Origin of the sequence: Stenotrophomonas sp. PA-6-5C, from assembly GCF_021605635.1 — a bacterium.
In the GTDB taxonomy this organism is placed as follows: domain Bacteria; phylum Pseudomonadota; class Gammaproteobacteria; order Xanthomonadales; family Xanthomonadaceae; genus Stenotrophomonas; species Stenotrophomonas lactitubi.
This window is the reverse complement of sequence record NZ_WKEE01000052.1, coordinates 17157-37412: the sequence shown is the minus strand read 5'-3', so window position 1 is coordinate 37412 and position 20256 is coordinate 17157. Positions and strand designations below refer to the sequence as shown.

At 67.3% G+C, this 20256-nt stretch carries 16 protein-coding genes and 2 pseudogenes; all 18 read right to left on the bottom strand.

Going from position 1 to position 20256, the window contains the following annotated elements:
• Positions 1–176: 176 nt before the first annotated feature.
• The 18 genes and pseudogenes from GIW57_RS19105 to flhF all read right to left on the bottom strand — a co-directional run bounded on the left by GIW57_RS19105 (position 177) and on the right by flhF (position 20202).
• Positions 177–2546: a methyl-accepting chemotaxis protein gene (locus GIW57_RS19105; protein WP_236512358.1), complete on the bottom strand. Its 2370-nt coding sequence runs from the start codon at positions 2544–2546 to the stop codon at positions 177–179.
• A 98-nt stretch (positions 2547–2644) separates the two neighbouring features.
• Positions 2645–3028 (bottom strand): hypothetical protein, encoded by a 384-nt coding sequence (locus GIW57_RS19100; RefSeq protein WP_025878966.1) that lies wholly within the window; start codon positions 3026–3028, stop codon positions 2645–2647.
• Positions 3029–3165: 137 nt separating this feature from the next.
• Positions 3166–3657, bottom strand: a complete 492-nt coding sequence (locus GIW57_RS19095) for a chemotaxis protein CheW (protein ID WP_025878967.1) — start codon at positions 3655–3657, stop codon at positions 3166–3168.
• A 149-nt stretch (positions 3658–3806) separates the two neighbouring features.
• Positions 3807–4580, bottom strand: coding sequence for a flagellar brake protein (locus tag GIW57_RS19090; RefSeq protein WP_100465277.1), 774 nt, complete (start codon positions 4578–4580; stop codon positions 3807–3809).
• A 213-nt stretch (positions 4581–4793) separates the two neighbouring features.
• On the bottom strand, positions 4794–7040 hold the full coding sequence (locus GIW57_RS19085; RefSeq protein ID WP_236512357.1) for a methyl-accepting chemotaxis protein: 2247 nt from the start codon (positions 7038–7040) through the stop codon (positions 4794–4796).
• 385 nt (positions 7041–7425) lie between these two features.
• Positions 7426–9405 carry a chemotaxis protein CheA gene (locus GIW57_RS19080; protein ID WP_236512356.1) on the bottom strand — a complete coding sequence of 660 codons (1980 nt, stop codon included), beginning with the start codon at positions 9403–9405 and terminating at the stop codon, positions 7426–7428.
• A 45-nt stretch (positions 9406–9450) separates the two neighbouring features.
• Complete coding sequence (locus GIW57_RS19075) at positions 9451–9816, bottom strand: response regulator (RefSeq protein ID WP_025878971.1); 366 nt, start codon at positions 9814–9816, stop codon at positions 9451–9453.
• On the bottom strand, positions 9813–10121 hold the full coding sequence (locus GIW57_RS19070; RefSeq protein WP_100465280.1) for an STAS domain-containing protein: 309 nt from the start codon (positions 10119–10121) through the stop codon (positions 9813–9815). The genes GIW57_RS19075 and GIW57_RS19070 overlap by 4 nt, the downstream gene beginning before the upstream one ends.
• Before the next feature lie 84 nt (positions 10122–10205).
• Positions 10206–11444: a chemotaxis protein CheW gene (locus tag GIW57_RS19065; protein WP_236512355.1), complete on the bottom strand. Its 1239-nt coding sequence runs from the start codon at positions 11442–11444 to the stop codon at positions 10206–10208.
• Positions 11441–12223 carry a ParA family protein gene (locus GIW57_RS19060; protein ID WP_025878974.1) on the bottom strand — a complete coding sequence of 261 codons (783 nt, stop codon included), beginning with the start codon at positions 12221–12223 and terminating at the stop codon, positions 11441–11443. Before GIW57_RS19060 ends, GIW57_RS19065 begins: the two co-directional genes overlap by 4 nt.
• Positions 12224–12395: 172 nt before the next feature.
• Positions 12396–13241, bottom strand: a pseudogene (motD, locus tag GIW57_RS19055) (flagellar motor protein MotD); the annotation flags it as partial.
• 1 nt (position 13242) lies between these two features.
• Positions 13243–13983, bottom strand: coding sequence for a flagellar motor protein (locus tag GIW57_RS19050; RefSeq protein ID WP_089240989.1), 741 nt, complete (start codon positions 13981–13983; stop codon positions 13243–13245).
• Positions 13984–14108: 125 nt separating this feature from the next.
• On the bottom strand, positions 14109–15950 hold the full coding sequence (locus tag GIW57_RS19045; protein ID WP_100465283.1) for a chemotaxis protein CheA: 1842 nt from the start codon (positions 15948–15950) through the stop codon (positions 14109–14111).
• Between the two features lie 2 nt (positions 15951–15952).
• A complete protein-coding gene (locus GIW57_RS19040) occupies positions 15953–16558 on the bottom strand; it encodes a protein phosphatase CheZ (protein ID WP_025878978.1) in 606 nt (201 codons plus the stop codon).
• Entirely contained in the window at positions 16558–16950 is a 393-nt protein-coding gene (cheY, locus tag GIW57_RS19035) for a chemotaxis response regulator CheY (protein WP_006365466.1), read from the bottom strand. Before cheY ends, GIW57_RS19040 begins: the two co-directional genes overlap by 1 nt.
• Before the next feature lie 19 nt (positions 16951–16969).
• Positions 16970–17712: pseudogene (locus GIW57_RS19030) on the bottom strand (RNA polymerase sigma factor FliA).
• Positions 17709–18596, bottom strand: a complete 888-nt coding sequence (locus GIW57_RS19025; protein WP_025878980.1) for a P-loop NTPase — start codon at positions 18594–18596, stop codon at positions 17709–17711. The pseudogene GIW57_RS19030 and the gene GIW57_RS19025 overlap by 4 nt, the downstream one beginning before the upstream one ends.
• Positions 18583–20202, bottom strand: coding sequence for a flagellar biosynthesis protein FlhF (gene flhF / locus GIW57_RS19020; RefSeq protein ID WP_100465285.1), 1620 nt, complete (start codon positions 20200–20202; stop codon positions 18583–18585). Before flhF ends, GIW57_RS19025 begins: the two co-directional genes overlap by 14 nt.
• Between the last annotated feature and the right edge of the window lie 54 nt (positions 20203–20256).

Below are 20256 nucleotides of genomic sequence, written 5' to 3'. Positions count from 1 at the left end.
GACGTACTTGCAGCGGCCCCTGCGCCGCCCACCCTCCCGGCCAACCTGAAGTGGACATGCGCATTTCGCGATTCACCACGAGGGGCTTCGCCGTTGGCTGGATAATCAGATACTCCGAAAACAAAAACGCCCCAGCGCAGGGCCGGGGCGTCTTCATGCTTCAGGTCGGGCAGGAATCAGAATTCCTGCCAGTCTCCATCGGCCATCTCGGTCACTACCGGGCGAGCGCCGCTGACGCGTCGGGCTGGCGGTACCACCGGCGCCGGCGTTGCCGGTGCAGCAGCACGCGGTGCCGGCGTGCGCGCGGCGACCACGACTTCGGCTTCGTCGACCACGAAGATCGATACCGCCTCGCTCAGATGGCCTGCCTGTTCTTCCATTGCACGTGCGGCAGCAGTGGCTTCTTCCACCAGCGCGGCGTTCTGCTGGGTGGTTTCGTCCATCTGCACCACGGTCTGGTTGACCTGCTCGATGCCGGCGCTCTGCTCCTGCGAAGCAGCGGAGATCTCGGACATGATGTCGGTCACGCGCTGCACGGAGGCGACGATCTCGCCCATGGTGGCGCCGGCCTTGTGCACCAGCGCCGAGCCGTCATTGACCTTGCCGACCGAGTCGTCGATCAGGCCCTTGATTTCCTTGGCCGCTGCAGCCGAACGCTGGGCGAGGGTGCGCACTTCGCTGGCAACCACGGCGAACCCGCGGCCCTGTTCGCCGGCACGGGCGGCTTCCACTGCGGCGTTCAGCGCCAGGATGTTGGTCTGGAAAGCGATGCCGTCGATGACCGAAATGATCTCGGCAATCTTCTTCGACGAGGCCTGGATGGCCGACATGGTGGTGACCACCTGGCCGACCACTTCGCCGCCCTGCGAAGCCACGCCGTGCGCGCCGATGGCGAGCTGGTTGGCCTGGCGCGCGTGTTCGGCGTTCTGGCGAACGGTGGAGGTCAGTTCCTCCATCGAAGCGGCGGTTTCTTCCAGGTTCGCGGCCTGCTGTTCGGTACGGCGCGACAGGTCGCTGTTGCCGGAGGCGATCTCGCCGGCGGCCGAGCTGATCGCGCGGCTGGACTGCTTGATGCGGGTGACGATCTCGCTCAGCTGAGCAGCGGTGGCGTTGGCATCGTCACGCATGCGGGCGAACACGCCCTGGTAGTCGCCGTGCATGCGCACGGTCAGGTCACCCTGCGACAGTGCGGCAAGCAGGCCGGAGATCTGCTCGATGCTGCCCGAGTTGGCGTCCAGCAGGCCGTTGATCTGCTGGGCCAGCTGCAGGAAGAAGCCTTCCTTGTCGTTGGCATCGATGCGGCCGGACAGGTCGCCGGCAGCGGCCTGGGCGATTACCCGTGCCACTTCTGCCTCGACCTGCGCTTCCTGGGTGCGGTCGCGCCATTCCACCACGTAGCCGACGGTGTCGCCGTCTTCGTTGCGGATGGTCGACACGACCTGGGCGAACTGGGCATCGCCGTACTGCATCGGGCGGCGGGCAACACCATGCTGCTTGAGGTTGGCCAGCAGGGTGTTGTCCATCTCGCCACGGTGCTCGAGCACGGTGACCGGCTTGCCGACCAGCGAGGCGTGGACGTCGAAGTCGGGCAGGTCGCGGCGCAGCTCGTCCTGGTACTGGGCGAGGGTCTGCTGCAGGGCGCGGTTGCTGTAGACGATGGTGTTGTTGGGGTCGGTCAGGTAGACGCCGGTCGAGCTGTAATCCAGCGCGGTGCGGATGCGCAGGTTCTCGCGGGCGATGGCCTGGTCGGTTTCGGTGCGCTCGCGCAGGTCGCGCTGCATGCGCTGCATGGCCTGCATCAGTTCGCCCACTTCGTCCTGGCGGCTGACGTCGATATGACCATCAAGCTTGCCACCGGCGACGTCGTTGGCCACCGAGACGGCGCCACGCACGCTGCCGACCAGAGCGCGGGCGAACAGCCACACCAGCACCAGGCCGAGCGCGGCACCACCGAGCAGGGCGATCACGGTCAGCACGGCCGAGGCGGAGTAGGTGGAGGCGGCTTCGTCGCGCGAGGCGCGGGCGAGGCGGTTGTCTTCGGCGATCAGCGCTTCCAGCGCGGCGCCAGCCTTGCGGTGCTTGGTACGGGTCTCGCCGACGAAGGTATCGATCGCGTCGTCGGGCAGGTCCAGTTCCAGCATTTCGGTGACGCTGTCATAGGAGGCCAGCGCGTCCTTCCAGTCCTTGGCGAACGTTTCGAACAGCTTCTTCTGCTGGGCGTTGTCGACCAGCTTCGGATAGTCCTTGATCGAGGTGTCCATGCTGGTGCGCAGTTCGACGGCCTGCTTGCGTGCGTCGGCCTTGACGTCGTCGCTGGCGCGGATCAGCTGCTGGTAGGCGCTGTTGCGATACTCGCCGAGCATGCCGCGCATCTCACCGGCCATGCGGATGCTTTCCATGCGTGAACCGGCCAGTTCGGTGGTCACGTTGTTCAGCGAATGCAGGCCACGGTAGGCGACGATGCCCTGCAGCAGCATCACCAGCAAGAGGACACCGAAGGTCAGCATGAGCTTCGGCATCAGTTTCAGGTTGTTGATCCACGGCATGGGCGTTGCGATCTCCTAAGGCAGACGCGGCCGGGCACGGGGCCCGGTTGCAACAGCCACGCCGGCACGCTGGCCGGCGCGGTCTGACGGACAGCGGATTACTTGATGTTGGCCAGCTTCAGGCTGGACGGCGAGCTGACTTCGATTTCCGCACGCGACGCATCGCGCTGGATCTTGCCGATCACGCACACGGTCTTGCCTTCCAGGGTTTCCAGCGGGAAGGAGAACTTGCCGCGGTTCTCGCCGGCGATACGGGCCGAGAAGGTGTGGCGCGGGAACGCGCCGCCCATGTACAGGAAGGTCGGCTGGCCTTCGGAACCTTCTGCGAAGCGGGCCTTTTCGACCTTGCCGCAGACCATGCCGTCCTTGCCGACAGCGCGCGGTGCCATCTCCGGCGGAATCATCTCGGCCGACTGCGCGAAGGCGGAGGAAGCGGTGGTGGCCAGGACGGCAGCCGAAACGAACGCAAGCAGGGACTTCATCGGGGTGATTCTCCGGGGATGGTGATGGTGGATCCGGCCTTGGCGCGTTCCTGCGCGACCGGCTTCTGTCCCCCTATCGGCGTGGATGGGGGGAACTGAAGGGCTGCGTAACAGAAACGTGAAGAAGGTCCGTTTGCTCAGGCGGCAGCGTCTTCGACGACGTTGGTCTGGCCCATGTCGGCGCTGTCGAGCAGGGTTTCGATGTCCAGCAGGATCAGCATGCGGTCGTCGTGGGTGCCGATGCCTGAGATGAAGCGGGTATCTACGGCTGCACCGAATTCCGGGGTCGGGCGGATCTGCTCGGCCGACAGCGGGATCACGTCGGAGACGCTGTCGACCACGATGCCGACCACGCGGTCTTCCACGTTGAGCACGATCATCACGGTGAAGGCATCGTAGCGGGCATCTTCCAGGCGCAGCTTCAGGCGCAGGTCGATCACCGGCACGATGGTGCCGCGCAGGTTGATGACACCCTTGATGTAATCCGGGGCATCGGGGACGCGGGTGACGGCGTCGTAGCCACGGATTTCCTGCACCTTGAGGATGTCCACGCCATAGTGCTCGGCACCGAGGGTGAAGCTGAGGAATTCGCCATCGGCGCCGGCGGCGGAGCTGTTCTTGTCGTTCATCGAGGGGTCCTGGTTCTGCCGGAAGTGCCGGTGTCAGGCTCGATATCGGCCCCTTGCTGGGGGACTTTAGGCATCCATCCACGCATGGCGTGGATCTACCAGGAATGGGTAGTGCCGGCCGCTGGCCGGCAGATCCCGTTGTGGGGATGTCAGAGCTCGCCGTTGCGGCGTGCCTTGCGCTGGCGGTCGATGCGGAAGATGTAGCGCTGGATGGCACTGTCGCCACCGCGGGGCAGTTCGTCGAAGCGCATGCCGACGCGCTTGACCTCGGTGCCGTTGGGCAGGCGTTGCGGCAGCAGGTTGCAGACCACAAGTTCGATCTGCAGGTCCGGGCCATCGGGCATCGACAGCTGCGCCCCGTAGCGCTGCTGCAGGCTGAAGATGGCGCAGTCGGTGGGCACGGTCACCGCCAGGCCGCCGCCGCTGATGTCCACCACCCGCATCGACAAGGCTTCGGCGCGAGCCTCGCCCGGGGGCAGCAGCAACTGCGGTGAATCGGTGATGGGGGTCTCCAGACGGTACATTTCACGCCGTTGCAGGTGCACCAGCTCCTCGGGGAACGGTGCCCGGAAGGCGACGTGGCCTTCATTGTCCACTCGCTGCAGGTCGTGCAGGCGGAAACGCACCATTACCCGTTCCAGCTGGGCGAAGCAGAGCAGGTGATCGGCCTGTTCGGCGGCGCGGTTGGAGGCTTCCTGCGGGCTGCCATCGAGCAGCAGGATGTCCTCGTCGTCGTCCAGTTCGAGCAGGGCGGTCGGGAACGAGCGATCGCGCCCGTCGATATGGGCGTTGATCAGTGATCGCTGCTCGATCAGGGAACGCAGCAGCTGCCGCACCTGGCGCGGATTGCGGACCAGAAAGCGATCGTCGGCGGCGTCGGCCGCATGGACTTCGGGCGGTGCAGTGTCGTGGCCGTCGGACATGGAATCTGTGGTCAGGGGCGGGCGCCGACGCGTGTTGGCGCCTGGCTCGAAAGAAGTATCGGCTGCGGTGCGGAATTATGTAGTACCGGACGTGCTCGACGGCTTCGTTGTGCCATGCCGGAAGCCGCAGGGCAAGCTTGAGGCTGGGGCCGGGCATTGCCCGGCGCCGCCTGTCCGCTGTCGGGGTGGCGCAGGGCCGCCCCGATGCTGCAGTCAGAACTCCTGCCAGTCGCCGTCGCCGGCCAATGCCGGCTGGGCAACGGGCTTGCGCACGCGCGATGGCGTCGCGATGGGGGCGGGCGCAGCTTTGCGCGGAGCACTGCCGGCCGTGGCCATCGCAGCGCGCGGCATCGCAGTGCCTGCGCTCGGTGGGGCCAGACGGAAGCGCGCAACGGCTTCGCCCAGCTGCGCGGCCTGGTCTTCCATCGCCCGCGCTGCAGCAGTGGCTTCTTCCACCAGCGCGGCGTTCTGCTGGGTGGTTTCGTCCATCTGCACCACGGTCTGGTTGACCTGTTCGATGCCGGCTGACTGCTCCTGCGAGGCAGCGGAGATCTCGGCCATGATGTCGGTCACGCGCTGCACCGAGGCGACAATCTCGCCCATGGTGCTGCCGGCCTGATGGACCAGGCTGGAGCCTTCGGCCACCTTGCCGACCGATTCGTCGATCAGGCCCTTGATCTCCTTGGCGGCGGCGGCCGAACGCTGGGCGAGGGTACGCACCTCGCTGGCGACCACGGCAAAACCACGGCCCTGTTCACCGGCACGGGCGGCCTCGACTGCAGCATTCAGCGCCAGGATGTTGGTCTGGAAGGCGATGCCGTCGATGACCGAAATGATCTCGGCGATCTTCTTCGAGGACGCTTCGATGGCCGACATGGTGGTGACCACCTGGCCGACCACTTCGCCGCCCTGCGAGGCCACGCCATGTGCACCGATGGCGAGCTGGTTGGCCTGGCGCGCGTGCTCGGCGTTCTGGCGCACGGTGGAGGTCAGCTCCTCCATCGACGCGGCGGTCTCTTCCAGATTGGCCGCCTGCTGTTCGGTGCGGCGCGACAGGTCGCTGTTGCCCGAGGCGATTTCGCCTGCGGCCAGGGTGATGCTGGAGGTGCTGGCCTGGATCTGGCTGACGATCTGGGTCAGCTGGGCAACCGTGGTGTTGGCATCGTCACGCATGCGGGCGAACACGCCGTGGAACTGGCCGTCCATGCGTGCGGTCAGGTCGCCCCCGGCGATCGCCTGCAGCAGCTGCGACAGCTGGCCCAGGTTGCCGTCGGCGACCTGCATCATGCTGTTCAGCTGCTCGATCATCACGCGGAAATCGTGATCGAAGCGCTGCGCATCGCCACGCTGGCTGAAGTCGCCCGCTGCGGCAGCCGATGCCAACTGCTGGATCTGCGTGTTGATCGCCAGCAGGCTGGCCTTGGCCGCATCCATCGATTCATGCAGGATCGCGCGGCTGCCGGGCAAGCGGCGTGCATCGGGGGTGAGGTTGCCGGTGGCGTACTGGTTGAGCACGTCGATGGCATCACGGATCGCATCGAGGTGTTCGAAGATCACCGTGTTGATGCCACCGGCAAGCTGCCCGTAGACGCCCGGGAAGTCTTCCGGAATGCGGTGGCTGATATCAGGGCCGGCATGCATCTGTGCCATCAGCTGGGTCTGCTCGGAGAAGCGACGCAGCATCGCGGTCATTTCTGCGGTGGCCGCCAGCATGCGGCCCGCCTCATCCTTGCCGGTGGCCTGGGTGGTGACGCTGAGGTCGCCGCGGGCGACGGCCTGGATGGCATGCACGGCCTTGCCCAGCGGACCGACCACGGCGCGCGAGATGACCACGGCCAGGGTGGTGGCGACCACGACCAGCAGCACGATGGCAGCGATGATGGCCAGCATGCTGTTGCGGTGGGTCGCGTTGGCGTCTTCGATCTTGCCCTGCATCTGGGTTCCCAGCAGCGTACCCAGCGCCTTCAGGTCCTCAAAGGCCTTGCGGCGCAGCGGGCGGGACTGCTCATCGGAGATCTGCCGGGCGGCCTCGCCATCACCCGCCGTCGCCGCTTCGCGCAGCTTGGTATTGGCGGCGAAGTAGCCATCGACGTCGGCCTGCACGGCCTGGTACAGCGTGCGCTCCTTGTCGCCGGCCGGCAGCTTGGCATAGGCGGCCAGCTGCTCGCGCACGACCGCAGCGGTGTCGTTCATGCGCTTGTTGTAGTCGGCCACCTTTTCCGGCTGGTCCAGCATGCTGATCTGGGCCAGTTCATAGGTGCGGAACTCACCCAGCTGCGAGCGCACTTCACCGAGGTACTGCACCGACGGAATATCGTTGGTCGCCATCGAGGTCAGCTTGGCATTGGCTTCGGACAGGCGGACCAGGGCAAACGCACCCAGCACGACGGTCATCAGGGTGGTCAGGGTGAATCCCACAGCCAGCTTGCGGGCGATGGGCAGATCGTGGAACCACTTCATGCAGGGTGCTCCAAGGTGGGCAGAATACCGGCGGCGGCGCCGCGGGCAAAAAGGTCGTTGCAGGAGGGAACGGTCGTGCCGGGCGGGGGTTCGGTGACTGCCGTCAACCCGAGATAGCGGCGCAGCTGCGCCGTACTTTATGGACCGATGTCACATTCGCTGGCGTAGGGGAAGCCCACGGAAAGCAAGCACTGGCGGGGCTTTCGCAGTGACCGCGTGGTTTCAGGCGAAACCATGCGCCCGCTCAGGTTCACGGCGCAGGACGACGGAGTTCACAGTTGTGGGCGCAGCCGCGTTGCGCGTGACTACGATTGCTGCCTGCGGCCCGTGCAAACAAAAACCGCCGCCCCGGAGGGCGGCGGTCAGGCACAGCGTGTGGAGCGGGTCAGGCGGCCTGCGGCACCCGCAGCGAACGCACCAGGCCACCGATGTCGACGATCAGGGCGACGCGGCCGTCGCCGAGGATGGTGGCGCCGGAGACGCCGCCGATGCGGCGATAGTTGTTCTCGATGTTCTTCACCACCACCTGCTGCTGGCCGACCAGTTCGTCCACTTCCAGCGCGATCTTCTGGCCATCGCCTTCAACCACCACCACCAGCGATTCACTGCCCGGGGCGCGCTGGCCATAGCCGTAGTATTCGCTCAGCGACAGGATCGGCAAGTACTCGCCACGCACGCGCAGCACGCGGCCTTCGCCGGCCATGCTGCGGATGTCGTCCGGCTGCGGCTGCAGTGCTTCAAGCACGTAGGCCAGCGGCAGGATCAGGGTTTCGCCGGCCACCGCCACGGTCATGCCGTCGAGGATGGCCAGGGTCAGCGGCAGCCGGATCAGCGTACGGGTGCCGGTGCCGAGGCCGCTTTCAATCTGCACCTCGCCACCGAGCGCCTGGATGTTGCGGCGGACCACGTCCATGCCCACGCCGCGGCCGGACAGGTCGGTGACCGCATCGGCGGTGGAGAAGCCGGGCTGGAAGATCAGGTCCCAGACCTGGGAATCGGTCGGGTTGTCCGGCACGGCCAGGCCGCGTTCGTGCGCCTTGGCCAGGATCTTTTCGCGATTCAGGCCACGGCCGTCGTCGCTGACTTCGATGACGATGTGGCCACCCTGGTGCGAGGCCGCCAGGGTGATCGTGCCGGTCTCGTCCTTGCCGGCATCGCGACGCACGTCCGGCATTTCCAGGCCGTGGTCGATGGAGTTGCGGACCAGATGCACCAGCGGATCGGCGATCTTCTCGATCAGGCCCTTGTCCAGTTCGGTGCCTTCGCCGATCGTGCGCAGACGCACGTGCTTACCGAGGCGGCCGGACAGGTCGCGGACCAGGCGCGGGAAGCGGCGGAAGACTGCGTCGACCGGCAGCATGCGCACGCCGATCACCGCTTCCTGCAGATCGCGGGTATTGCGTTCAAGCAGGTCCAGGCCAGCGAACAGGCTCTCGGCATGGACCGGGTCCAGCGCGTGCGAGACCTGCTTGAGCATGGCCTGGGTGATGACCAGTTCGCCGACCAGGTTGATCAGCGCATCGACCTTGTCGACGCTGACGCGGATGGAGGTTTCCGCTTCCTGGCTGGCGCTGGTGCTGGCCGTCGGTGCGGCAGCGGCGGGTGCGGCGGCGGCCACCGGCGCGGCAGCCGGTGCCTGCGTGGCCAGGCTTGGCGGTGCGGCCGGACGGATGTCCAGTTCGCAGTCGTCCAGCACCCAGGCGAAGGTATCTTCGATCTTGCTGCGCGGCACCTTGCCCACCAGGCCCAGATCCCACGCAAGGTGGGCTTCGAGCGGGTCGAGCTGGGCAAAGCCGGGCAGGCGATCCATGCGCGCGGCCACCTGCAGCGAACCCAGGTGTTCCAGTTCGCGGATGATGCGCAGCGGGTCGTTGCCGCTCATGAACAGCGACGGCGCCGGGGCGAAGCCGATCTGCCAGGCCTCCGGCGTGTCGTCGACCTGGCTGGCGGCAGCAGGTGCCGCGGCGGCGGGCGCCTGGCCGGACAGCACCGATTCCAGGCGCGCCTTCACCGCAGCAACCGCTGCGGGATCGGCGGGCTGGCCGTGCTCGGCTTCACGCAACAGGGCACGCAGCACGTCCACCGACGACAGCATCGCATCGACGGCGTTGCCTTCGAGTGCGCGCTTGCCGGCACGCAGCTCATCCAGCAGCGTCTCCAATACGTGGGTCAACCCGGCGATTGCATCGAAGCCGAACGTGCCTGCGCCACCCTTGATGGAGTGGGCGGCACGGAACACCGAGTTGATGATCTCCGCGTCCTGTTGCCCCGATTCCAGGGCCAGCAGGCCAGCCTCCATGGCGTCGAGGCCTTCGCGGCTCTCCTCGAAGAAAGTGGCGTGGAAGCGTTGCAGGTCCATGCTCATGGCAGTGGCGATCCGGAAGCGAAGAGGGGGAGCAGTGCGGGGCGATCAGCCCAGCACTTTCTGCACGGTGGCGACCAGCTGTTCGGGATTGAACGGCTTGACCAGCCAGCCGGTGGCACCGGCGGCCTTGCCTTCGGACTTCTTGTCCGCGGCCGACTCGGTGGTCAGCATCAGCATCGGCGTGAACTTGTAGTCGGGCAGCTGGCGCAGTTCGCGGATCAGCGCGATGCCGTCCATGTTCGGCATGTTGACGTCGGTGACCACCGCATTGAAGCGCTGGCCCTTGGCACGTCCGAGCGCGACCGCGCCGTCTTCAGCTTCTTCGACGGCAAAACCGGCCGAGGTGAGGGCGAAGGAAACCATCTGGCGCATCGACGCCGAATCGTCCACCACCAAGATACGTGCGCTCATGCAGCGTTCTCCACAGATTTCAGGTTGTCATGGGTTACGTCCAGGCCCAGGGCCTGGGTGACGCCCAACAGGCGTGCAGCGTCACGAAAGGTTGCAGTGCAACCGTGGAAGCCCGTGCCCAGGCCTGCCTCGCGGCGGGCCTGTACGAAGGCACACAGCACCTGCACGCTGGCGGTGTGGATGCGACCGACCTGGCTTGCATCCAGGGTCAGCTCGCCTGCTTCCGCCACCAAGGGCGAAAGGCGGTTCTTGAGCTCGGTGCTGCTCTCGATGCCGAGATCCTCACCCAGTTCGACAGTGCTCATCGTTGCTCCGGACAAACGGTTCCAGCATTCATAACGGCACTGCGGGGCGGTTCTTTAGGGGTGTGATCGGTGCGAAGCGCCGATTCACCCCAGCAGCTGCGTGGCGTCGAGCAGGATCATCGGCCGCTGGCTGATGCGGGCCACGCCGCGGAACAGGTCATTGGAGATCTGGCAGATGCGGGCGGTATCGGGCGGTTCGATCTGCGAGTCGGTCAGGTTGGCGACATCCTCCACGGCCGACACACGCAGGCCCAGGGTCTCGCCGTTCTCTTCGAGCACGACAATGCGGGTCTGCGCGTCATCCTCGGCGGAGGCCGCACCCAGGTGCAGGCCAAGATCCATCACCGGCACCACCTGGCCGCGCAGGTTCATGATGCCGAGCATTTCCGGGGCGGTACCGCGCAATGGCAGCAACGGCACCGGCAGTACCACTTCCTGCACCTTCAGCAGCTCCAGCGCATAGGCCTGGGTGCCGCAGCGCAGGCGCAGCCAGCGCGAGGTGCGTTCGCCGGCACGGCGGTTCTGCGGATGTGGGCTGCTGGCGGGCTGATGCGCCTGCGCCTGCAGCTCCTGCCAGGTGCCGGGGCGGTTGCTGGACGAGGTGTCCACCGCGATCCGCGGCGGTGGCGCGACGGCGGCGCGGGCCATTGAAGGCATCGGCGCCGGCGCGGGGCGCGCTGCGGCCGTGGCAGCGGCCGGTGCGGTGATGGCAGGAACCACCTCGCCGTCGGCGGCAGCTTCGAAGGCGGCCTGCAGTCCGGGGCTGTCGGTGTGCGCGAGGCTGTCGGCGGCGTCGGTTTCGTAGATCACTTCGTCCGGCAGGTCATCCCAGGTGGGTTCCGGCGCGGGCGATGCGACAGGGGCAACGGCCACGGGCGCGGTTTCATGGATCACTTCAGCCGGCAGATCGTCCCAGGTCGGCTCGCGCCCGGTGTCGACTGCAGGCGCGGTAGCGGCATCGAAGGCGGCCTCGAGGGAGGCGTCGTCACTGGCCGGGGTGCCCGCGACGGTGTCGGTTTCGTAGATCACCTCGGCCGGCAGATCGTCCCAGGTCGGCTCGCGTTCGGCGTCGGCTGCAGGCGCGGCGGCGGCGTCGAAGGCCGCTTCGAGCGCCGCATCGTCGTTCGCCGGGGCCGCTGCGACGGTGTCAGTTTCGTAGATCACTTCGGCCGGGAGGTCGTCCCAGGTGGGCTCGCGCTGGCTGTCGACTGCTGCAATCGTCGGTCGCGGCGTGGCATCTGCCGCGACCGGTGCGACCGGTGCCACGGCAATGTCGCCGAGCAGCTCATCCAGATAATCATCCAGCATGCCGGTGGTGTTCATGCCGCCTGCTCCAGGGCGCGTGCGTCCTCACCGAGGATCCAGTTCAGCGCGCGCCGATAGGCCGCCAGGCCACGGCCCGGGTAGTCCTCGCCGATGCTCGGCAAGGTCAGGCCGGCCGCGTTGCTGATGCGGGTGTCGATCGGAATCGCATCTTCCCAGACGCGGCTTGCGTGGCGGTCCTGCATGGCGCGCAGCGATTCATTGCCGGTGCGGGTGCGGCGGTCGAACAGCGTCGGCAGGATCGAGATCGGCAGCGGGCGGCGGCGCGAACGCTCGACCATTTCGCCGGTGCGGACCATGCCATCCAGCCCGTGCAGGGCCAGCGGCTCAGCCTGGGTGGGGATGATCAGGCGATCGGCCGCGGCCAGCGCGTTGATCATCAGCAGGCCCAGCGTCGGTGCGCAGTCCAGCAGGATGTAGTCGTGCTGGCCCTGGTGGCGGGCGAGGGCGTTCTGCAGTGCCAGGCCCAGGCCGGGCTGGTTGGCGCTGCGTCGTTCCAGCGTGGCGAGCGAGGCCTGCGCGCACACGTAATCCAGCCCGCCGATGTTGCTGGCGTGGCTGAGCGTGGACAGGTCGGCCGGTGGTGCGCCGAACAGTTCCAGCACGCCGGCCGGTGCCGGTTCGATCGGTACGCCGAAGGCGCGGGTCAGCGAGGCATGCGGATCGAGATCGATCAGCAGCACGCGGTGGCCGAGCGCGGCCAGACCGCGACCGAGGGCGAGGGTGGTGGTGGTCTTGCCGACTCCGCCCTTCTGGTTGGCGACTGCCCAGATGCGCATCGGATTACTCCTTCATTGCCGGGGGAACGGCGGCGCCGACGCGGCTGCCAGCCGGCACCGGTGGCAACTGCACCGGTGCGATGGGGGAAGTGGGGGTGGTGGCCGGCGCTGCGGCGGCCTGTTCGCTCGCGTTGCGGGTGGCCCCGGTGGCGGCATTCAGGCGTTCGCCAAGTGGGTCCACCGAATGACTGGTGTCGGCCAGGATGATGACCATCACCCGCCGGTTGCGGTTGCGGCCCTGCGCGCTGTCGTTCTCTTCGCGCGGGCGGAACTGGCCGTAGCCGACCATCGCCAGCCGCGACGGCTGCACGCCCTGGTCGGCAAACAGATGCACAACGCTGGCCGCGCGACCGGCCGACAGTTCCCAGTTGGACGGGAAGGTGGCGGTGGCAATCGGCACGTTGTCGGTGTGGCCTTCCACGCGCACGCTGTTGGGCACGTCGCGCAGCACGCCGGCCAGGCTGGCCAGGGTGTCGCGCGCATGCATGTCCAGCGCTGCCGAGCCGGTCGGGAACAGGATGTCGCTGTTGATCTCGACTTCGATCCACAGTTCGGTGCGGCGCACGCTGATCATGCCGCGGTCGATCAGGGGTGCCAGCGCAGCGGTCAGGCGGTCGGCGATGCTGTTGAGCTGTCGCTCGGCACGCGCGATCTGCTCCTGGTTGTGCACCGACACCGGCATGCGCATCTGCGAGGCCATCGCCGGCAGCAGGGTGGGGTCGTGCGATGGCGCGGGAGCGGATGGCCCGATCCTGGTGCCGGACTTGATCACCGACGGGCTGTCCCAGCCACCGCCCTGCACCTGCTTGTTGCCGACCTGGACCGGGTTGATGGTGCGCGGCGCACCACCGAAGGCATCGGTGAGGGCGTCGGCCATGATCCGGTACTTGCCCTCGTTGACCGAGGAGATCGCGTACATGACCACGAAGAAGGCGAGCAGCAGCGTCATCAGGTCGGCATAGGGGATGGCCCATGCTTCGTGATTGGCGTGCTCTTCGTGGTGCTTGCGGCGGGCCATGTCAGTGCAGGAAGCCGGAGAGATTGGTTTCGATGTTGCGCGGGTTCTCGCCCTGGGCGATCGAGATCAGGCCTTCGATGACCATTTCGCGGTCGCGCGAGTTGTGGGCGATCACGCCTTTCAGCTTGGCGGCGATGGGCAGGAACAGCAGGTTGGCCGAGGCGATGCCGTAGATGGTGGCGGTGAACGCCGCGGCGATGCCGTGGCCCAGCTTGCTGGGATCGGCGAGGTTCTTCATCACTGCGATCAGGCCGAGCACGGCGCCGATGATGCCCAGCGTGGGCGCATAGATGCCCATGGCCTCGAATACCTTGGCGCCGGCCTGGTCCTGGTGTTCCTGGCTGCCGAGTTCGATTTCCAGCATGTGCCGGATCGATTCGGGTTCCACACCGTCCACCAGCAGTTGCAGACCCTTGCGCAGGAACGGATCACGCTGCGCTTCCACCTGCGATTCCAGGCCGAGCAGGCCCTGGCGGCGGGCGATGTTGCTCCATTCCACGATCTGCTGGATCAGTTCGCGACGGTCGCTGTGCGGCGGGCGCACGACCCAGCGCACGATCTTGAACGCATGCTTGAACACCGCCGGCGCGGTATGCAGCAGGATGGCGGCGATGGTGCCGACGATGACGATCACAAACGCCGCAGGCGACCACAACGACGCCAGGCCGGCGCCCTTGAGGATGCTGCCACCGACCAGCGAGGCCAGGGCGAGGAAAAGTCCAATGAGGCTGAGTCTATCCATGGGTCCGGTATCGGCTTGTATGAATGGGACTTGAGACACCGGGAGAATCTGGTGTAACGGAGTTCACAGTTTCCTGTGTCGCCGGGCGGCCCCGGCGCTCTTGCGTGTCGCGTTCAGGAATCGGGTCAGTCGTGTGGGCTGCGCAGCCCGTCCACGTCCAGGATCAGTGCCATGCGACCATCGCCGATCAAGGTTGCACCGGCATAACCGCGCAGGCCGCGCAGGGCCTTGGGCAGCGGCTTGATCACCACTTCCTCGCGCCCGCGCACCTGGTCCACCACCAGCCCGAAGCGTGCTTCACCGGCCTGCAGCACGACGATGGTCAGCAGCGGCGAGGCGGCGGGCGTCACATCCAGCCATTGCCGCAGGTCGACCAGCGCCAGTGTGTGCGAGCGACGGTCAAGCACGGCGCGGCCGTCGAACCAGCCCAGCGAGGTGCGCGGCGCATGCAGCACTTCCATCACACGGGCCAGCGGCAGTGCGTAGACGTCTTCGCCGGCCTGCACCAGCAGGGTCGGCAGGATTGCCAGGGTCAGTGGTACGCGGATCATGAAGCGGCTGCCGCGGCCCAGTTCCGATTGGATCTGGATCTGCCCGCTCAGCTCGCGGATGCGCGACTGCACCACGTCCATGCCGACGCCGCGGCCGGAAATGTCGGTGACCTGCTGCTTGGTCGAGAAGCCGGGCAGGAACACAAGGTGCAGGCATTCCTCGCTGCTCAGGCGGGCGGCGGCTTCCGGATCGATCAGGCCCTTCTCGCGTGCCTTGGCGCGCAGCTTTTCCGGATCGATGCCGGCACCGTCGTCCTGCACCTCGATGCTGACGTAGTCGCCTTCCTGCTGCGCCGACAGGCGCACGTGACCCATCCGCGGCTTGCCCTGCGCTTCACGCAGTTCCGGCGTTTCCACGCCATGGTCGATGGCGTTGCGGACCAGGTGCACCAGCGGGTCGGCCAGCGCTTCGACCAGGTTGCGGTCGAGCTCGGTCTCGGCGCCGATCAGTTCCAGGTCCACTTCCTTCTTCAGCGAACGTGCAACGTCGCGCGCCACCTTCGGGAAGCGCGAGAACACCTTGCCGACCGGCTGCATGCGGGTGCGCATCACCGCCGACTGCAGGCGCGCAGTGGCGATGTCCAGCGTCGACACGGCGCGGTCCAGCTCTTCATCGCGCAGGCGTGCGCGCAGCGTCTTCAACCGGTTTCGTGACAGCACCAGTTCGCCGATCAGGTTGACGATGGCATCCAGGCGCTTGGTATCCACGCGCACGGTGTGTTCGGCCTCGGCGACGGGCTTGTTGGGCGCCGGCTTGCCGGCAGCTGGCGGTGCCGGCGAGGGCGCCGGGCGCGCCGGTGCGGCGACAACCGCTGCGGTGGCGTTGCTGCCCGGTGCGGCGCCGCCATGCAGCTGGTCGAGCAGTGCTTCGAACTCGTCTTCGCTGATCATGTCGTCGGCTTTCTTCGCCGCCGGTGCTACGGTCGTCGGCGCGTTGCCGCCGTGCAGCTGGTCGAGCAGGGCCTCGAATTCGTCGTCGGTTATCAGGTCTCCACCGCCCGCATTCGGCGTCGCGGCCGAAGGTGCTGCCGCGCCACCGCCATGCACATCGAACTGGGCGACCAGGTCGGGCGGGGCAAAGCCGGGCTCGGTACCCGATGACACCGCGTCAAGCATCGACTGCAGGTAGTCCAGTGATTGCTGGGCGGCATCGAAGTGATGTGCCTGCAATACGGCCTGGCCGGCACGCACGGCGCCCAGCGCTTCTTCGGCGGCGTGGCACAGTTCGACCATCGCGGTGATGCCGAGGAAGCCTGCGCCGCCTTTCAGCGTGTGGTAGCCACGGAACACCGCGTTGAGCTGTTCATTGTCCTGCGGTGCCTGTTCCAGCGACACCAGCTGTTCGCCGAGGCGATCCAGGATTTCCTGGGCCTCGATGATGAAATCGGCAGTGATGTCGTCGGCTACCGCGCCCATGGTTACAGCCCCAGATCCGACAACAGGTCGTCGGCGTCGTTCTGCGAGACCGCATGGCGGTCCAGTCCCTTCAGTGCCGGCCCGGCCAGTTCCGGGTCGGTGCGATGCTGTTCCGGCGGCAGGCCGAGCGCGCCGAAGCCTTCGTGCACGCGGCGGACGATGCCGACCACGCGACGAATGATCTGTCCGGTCAGGTCCTGGTAGCTCTGGGTCAGGGCGATCTCGGTGAGGTTGTGGCGGATGCGGTCGAGCTGCACGTCCTGGCCCGGCTGCAGGCCATCGGCGCGCAGCTGTTCGGTCAGGCTGCGGCACTCTTCGGCCAGGTCCAGGGTGCGATGGGTGGCCTGTTCGGTCATCGCCACCACGTGGTCCAGGCGCGCGCAGGCGTCGTCCAGCTCGCCGGCTTCATCGGGCACGGTCGGCAGTTCGCCCAGCGCCTGGCCCAGTTCGCGGGCCAGCCGCGAAAGGCCACTCATCATCGGCTGGGTGCGTAGTGCGACCAAGCCGTCGATGCGCTGCCGCCAAGCCGCTTCGTCGCCGGATTCCAGCGCGTCCAGGGCTTCCTGCAGGCGCAGGGCGAGGGCACTCTTGTCGACCGTGGTATCCATCAAGCGCTGGCCGCCAGGCGTTCGAAGATCTTGCCGAGCTTCTCTTCCAGCGTCTGTGCAGTGAACGGCTTGATGATGTAGCCATTCACGCCGCTCTGCGCAGCCTCGATGATCTGCTCGCGCTTGGCTTCGGCGGTCACCATCAGCACCGGCAGGGTCTTCAGCTTGGCATCGGCACGGATCGCCTTGAGCAGTTCGATGCCGGTCATCACCGGCATGTTCCAGTCGGTGACCACGAAGTCGAACGGCTGGCTCTGCAGCAACGACAGCGCGGCATGCCCGTCCTCGGCTTCGGCGGTGTTGGTGAAGCCCAGATCGCCCAGCAGGTTCTTGACGATACGACGCATGGTCGAAAAATCGTCGACGATCAGGATGCGCATGTTCTTGTTCAAAGCAGAGTTCCTTTGTTGATCAGCTCTCGAGGCCGGCGTCGGCCGCCTCGAAAATCTTCAGTCGGCCACGCAGGCGCAGGACCGCCTGGCCGTGGATCTGGCAGACCCGCGACTCGCTCACGCCGAGCACTGCGCCGATCTCCTTCAAATTCAGTTCCTGCTCGTAGTAGAGCGACAGCACCAGCTGTTCGCGCTCGGGCAGGTGGCCGATGGCATTGCCCAGCTCGCGGCCGAATTCGCCGCGTTCCAGCACCTGCTGCGGGTCGGGCCGCCCTGGGCGACGGTGTCCAGCTCGCCCTGGTCTTCAATGCGCGACTCCAGGCTGAGCACCTGCCCGCGCGAGGCGTCCTCCATCAGGCGCAGGTACTCGGGCAGCGGCATCTCCATCGCGGCGGCGACTTCGGTGGCACTGGCGGCGCGACCGGTGCTCTGCTCCAGGCGCCGGATGGTGGCAGCAGCGTCGCGGGCACGGCGGTGCACCGAGCGGGGCACCCAGTCGCCACGACGGATCTCATCGATCATCGAACCACGGATGCGGATCGAGGCGTAGGTCTCGAACGAGGCGCCCTGGTCGGCGTCGTAGCTGCGCGACGCCTCGATCAGGCCCATCATGCCGGCCTGGATCAGGTCGTCCACTTCAACGCTGGCCGGCAGGCGCGCGGCCAGGTGGTGGGCGATGCGCCGCACCAGGTCCGAGTGCTGGGCGATGACTTCATTGGCCGCCGAGCGCTGGACCTCCCTGTACTGGGCGGCGCCTTTCATGCGGCCACCCCGCGCTGCTTGATGATGCGTTCGAGGAAGAACTCGACGCCACCGCGCGGCTCGGTGGGTGCCTGCCAGCGGGCGGTGCGGCGGGCGATCTCGGTGATCGCCAGCGCCGACGGGCTGGACGGATAGGCCTTCACCACCGGCTGCTGGCGCTGCACCGACAGGCGCAGCCAGTCGTCCTGCGGCACGCAGCCAAGGTAGTTCAGCGAGACATCGGCGAGGAATTTCTCGCAGACGCGGGTCAGCTTCTCGTACAGCACGCGGCCTTCGTTGGGGTCGCGCACCATGTTGGCCACCACCTGGATGCGGTCCACGCCACGTTCGCGCGACAGCACCTTGATCAGGGCGTACGCGTCGGTGATCGAGGCCGGTTCATCGCAGACCACCACTACGGTGTCCTGTGCGGCCTGGCAGAAGGTCAGCACGCCATCGGTGATGCCGGCGGCAGTGTCCACCACCATGATGTCCAGCTCGCGCTCCAGTTCGGAGAACACGTTGACCAGGCCCACATGCTCGGCCGGGGCCAGCTCGGCCATGTGCCGGCGGCCGGACGCGGCCGGTACCACCAGCACGCCGTTCGGGCCTTCGATGATCACGTCATCCAGGCTGCAGCGGCCAGCGACCAGGTCGGCCAGGGTATTGGTGGGGCTCAGGCCGAGGATCACGTCGATGTTGGCCAGGCCGAGGTCGGCGTCCAGCAACAGGGTGCGTTTACCCATGCCGGCAAGCGCCACGGCCAGGTTGGCCGACACGTTGGTCTTGCCGACGCCGCCCTTGCCGCCGGTCACGGCAATCGTGCGCACAGGGCCGAGCGGCTCGCTGCGGGTCGCCGTCAGCGGGAAGGTGGTGGTCAGCTTGGCGTACTCACGCGACGGCATGGTTCAACTCCGGGTTGCAGGGCATATCGGCCGCGCGGCGCAAATCTTCAAGGCGAAGTACAAGATTGGCTGCGCTGGCCCGGTGCAGGTCGTCCGGGACGTCCTGGCCATCGGTCACCCAGGTGATCGGCAGCTTGTGGTCCACGGCCACCGACAGGGCGTTGCCGAAGCGGCCGGTCTCGTCCAGCTTGCTCAGCACCAGGCCCTGCAGGTTGGCCGCGCCGAAGCGGCGGACCACCTCGTCCATGTCGCCGAAGCTGGTGTTGGCCGGCAGTACCAGCAGGGTGCGGACCTGGCGGGCGGCGCGCAGCCACTGCAGCTGGGCGGCCAGCGCACGGTCACGCGGGCCCAGGCCGGCGGTGTCGATCAGCACCAGCTTGTAGTCCTTCAATCGCTCCAGCAGCTGGTCCAGGTCGGTGCCGCTGTTGGCCTCGTGCACCGCGATGCCGAGCTGGCGGCCATAGCCGTACAGCTGTTCACGGGCGCCGATGCGCATCGTATCGGTGGTGACCAGGGCGACGTCGCGGGCGGCATGGGCTTCGGCGAAGCGCGAGGCCAGCTTGGCGATGGTGGTGGTCTTGCCGGCGCCGGTCGGGCCGACCAGGGCGATCACACCGCCTTCCTCCATCGGATCGACCGGGGCGATCGGCAGCTTGCGCGAGATCAGTCCCAGCATCAGGCCACGGCCACGATGCGCTTCGGTTTCCAGCGGAATCTGCATGGCCACGTCGCGGGCGATGCCGGCGTCGAAGCCGTACTCGTCCATCAGGTCCAGCGCGGTGGCGCGCACCGGGCAGCCGCGCAGGCGCTCATCGGTGAAGCGGTTCATTTCGCGCTCGATCACCTGGCGCATGCCGGCCACTTCCTGGCGCAGATGGCGGATCTCGGCGTCGTCGGCGACCAGGGTGAGAGCAGGTGGCGGCGCCAGGGTCGGCAGCGGTGCCGGTGCAACTTCCGTCGGCTGCACGGCAACCGGCGCGAGAGGGGCTTCGTCTTCGGGCACCGTGGCTGCCTGGATGGCGACCGGCAACGGTGGCGGCGATGCTGCCGGCACCTGCGCGCCGTCTTCCAGCGGCGGATCGATCTGGAAGCGGGCGCGGTTCACCGGGGCAGCTGCGGCCGGCGAGGGTGCCACGATGGCGTCGGCAAACGGGGCGAAGATCTGTTCCGGCAGCGTCGATTCATTGACGGCGGCGCGCGCCAGCGTAGCGGCGAAGCCGGTGCTGCCACGCGTCGGCACGATTTCGTCGGCGCTGTCCAGGGTGCGGCCGGTCGCGCCGACGGCAGCGCGGGCGAGGGCGGCGACGGCCGAAGTAGTGGCCGCTACCGGCTCCGGTGTCGGGGTGCTGCTGCGACGGCGGGTGACCGCAGCGATCACGGCGTCGGCGGCTGTACGCGGCTTCGGTGCGGGCGGCGGCGCCACGTCGCGACGCGACGCTTCCAGGGCGCGCTGCACAGCGCTCTCATCGTAGTTGGCGGCTGCCACGATCTCGATGCCTTCCTCGATCCGGCGGTTGGACAGGATCACGGCGTCAGGACCATGTTCCTTGCGCACCAGGTTCATGGCCGAGCGCATGTCGGCGGCGACGAATCGTTTGATTTTCATGCTGTGGTCACGGGACGAAGTCGGCGGAGTGGCGGTCGGAGAACGCGGGTGGTC

What these genes read in the sequence shown, in the direction of transcription:
- GIW57_RS19105 (WP_236512358.1), bottom strand. Translation starts at nt 2,546, where the DNA reads ATGCCGTGGATCAACAACCTGAAACTGATGCCGAAGCTCATGCTGACC.
- GIW57_RS19100 (WP_025878966.1), bottom strand. Translation starts at nt 3,028, where the DNA reads ATGAAGTCCCTGCTTGCGTTCGTTTCGGCTGCCGTCCTGGCCACCACC.
- GIW57_RS19095 (WP_025878967.1), bottom strand. Translation starts at nt 3,657, where the DNA reads ATGAACGACAAGAACAGCTCCGCCGCCGGCGCCGATGGCGAATTCCTC.
- GIW57_RS19090 (WP_100465277.1), bottom strand. Translation starts at nt 4,580, where the DNA reads ATGTCCGACGGCCACGACACTGCACCGCCCGAAGTCCATGCGGCCGAC.
- GIW57_RS19085 (WP_236512357.1), bottom strand. Translation starts at nt 7,040, where the DNA reads ATGAAGTGGTTCCACGATCTGCCCATCGCCCGCAAGCTGGCTGTGGGA.
- GIW57_RS19080 (WP_236512356.1), bottom strand. Translation starts at nt 9,405, where the DNA reads ATGAGCATGGACCTGCAACGCTTCCACGCCACTTTCTTCGAGGAGAGC.
- GIW57_RS19075 (WP_025878971.1), bottom strand. Translation starts at nt 9,816, where the DNA reads ATGAGCGCACGTATCTTGGTGGTGGACGATTCGGCGTCGATGCGCCAG.
- GIW57_RS19070 (WP_100465280.1), bottom strand. Translation starts at nt 10,121, where the DNA reads ATGAGCACTGTCGAACTGGGTGAGGATCTCGGCATCGAGAGCAGCACC.
- GIW57_RS19065 (WP_236512355.1), bottom strand. Translation starts at nt 11,444, where the DNA reads ATGAACACCACCGGCATGCTGGATGATTATCTGGATGAGCTGCTCGGC.
- GIW57_RS19060 (WP_025878974.1), bottom strand. Translation starts at nt 12,223, where the DNA reads ATGCGCATCTGGGCAGTCGCCAACCAGAAGGGCGGAGTCGGCAAGACC.
- GIW57_RS19050 (WP_089240989.1), bottom strand. Translation starts at nt 13,983, where the DNA reads ATGGATAGACTCAGCCTCATTGGACTTTTCCTCGCCCTGGCCTCGCTG.
- GIW57_RS19045 (WP_100465283.1), bottom strand. Translation starts at nt 15,950, where the DNA reads ATGGGCGCGGTAGCCGACGACATCACTGCCGATTTCATCATCGAGGCC.
- GIW57_RS19040 (WP_025878978.1), bottom strand. Translation starts at nt 16,558, where the DNA reads ATGGATACCACGGTCGACAAGAGTGCCCTCGCCCTGCGCCTGCAGGAA.
- GIW57_RS19025 (WP_025878980.1), bottom strand. Translation starts at nt 18,596, where the DNA reads ATGCCGTCGCGTGAGTACGCCAAGCTGACCACCACCTTCCCGCTGACG.
- flhF (WP_100465285.1), bottom strand. Translation starts at nt 20,202, where the DNA reads ATGAAAATCAAACGATTCGTCGCCGCCGACATGCGCTCGGCCATGAAC.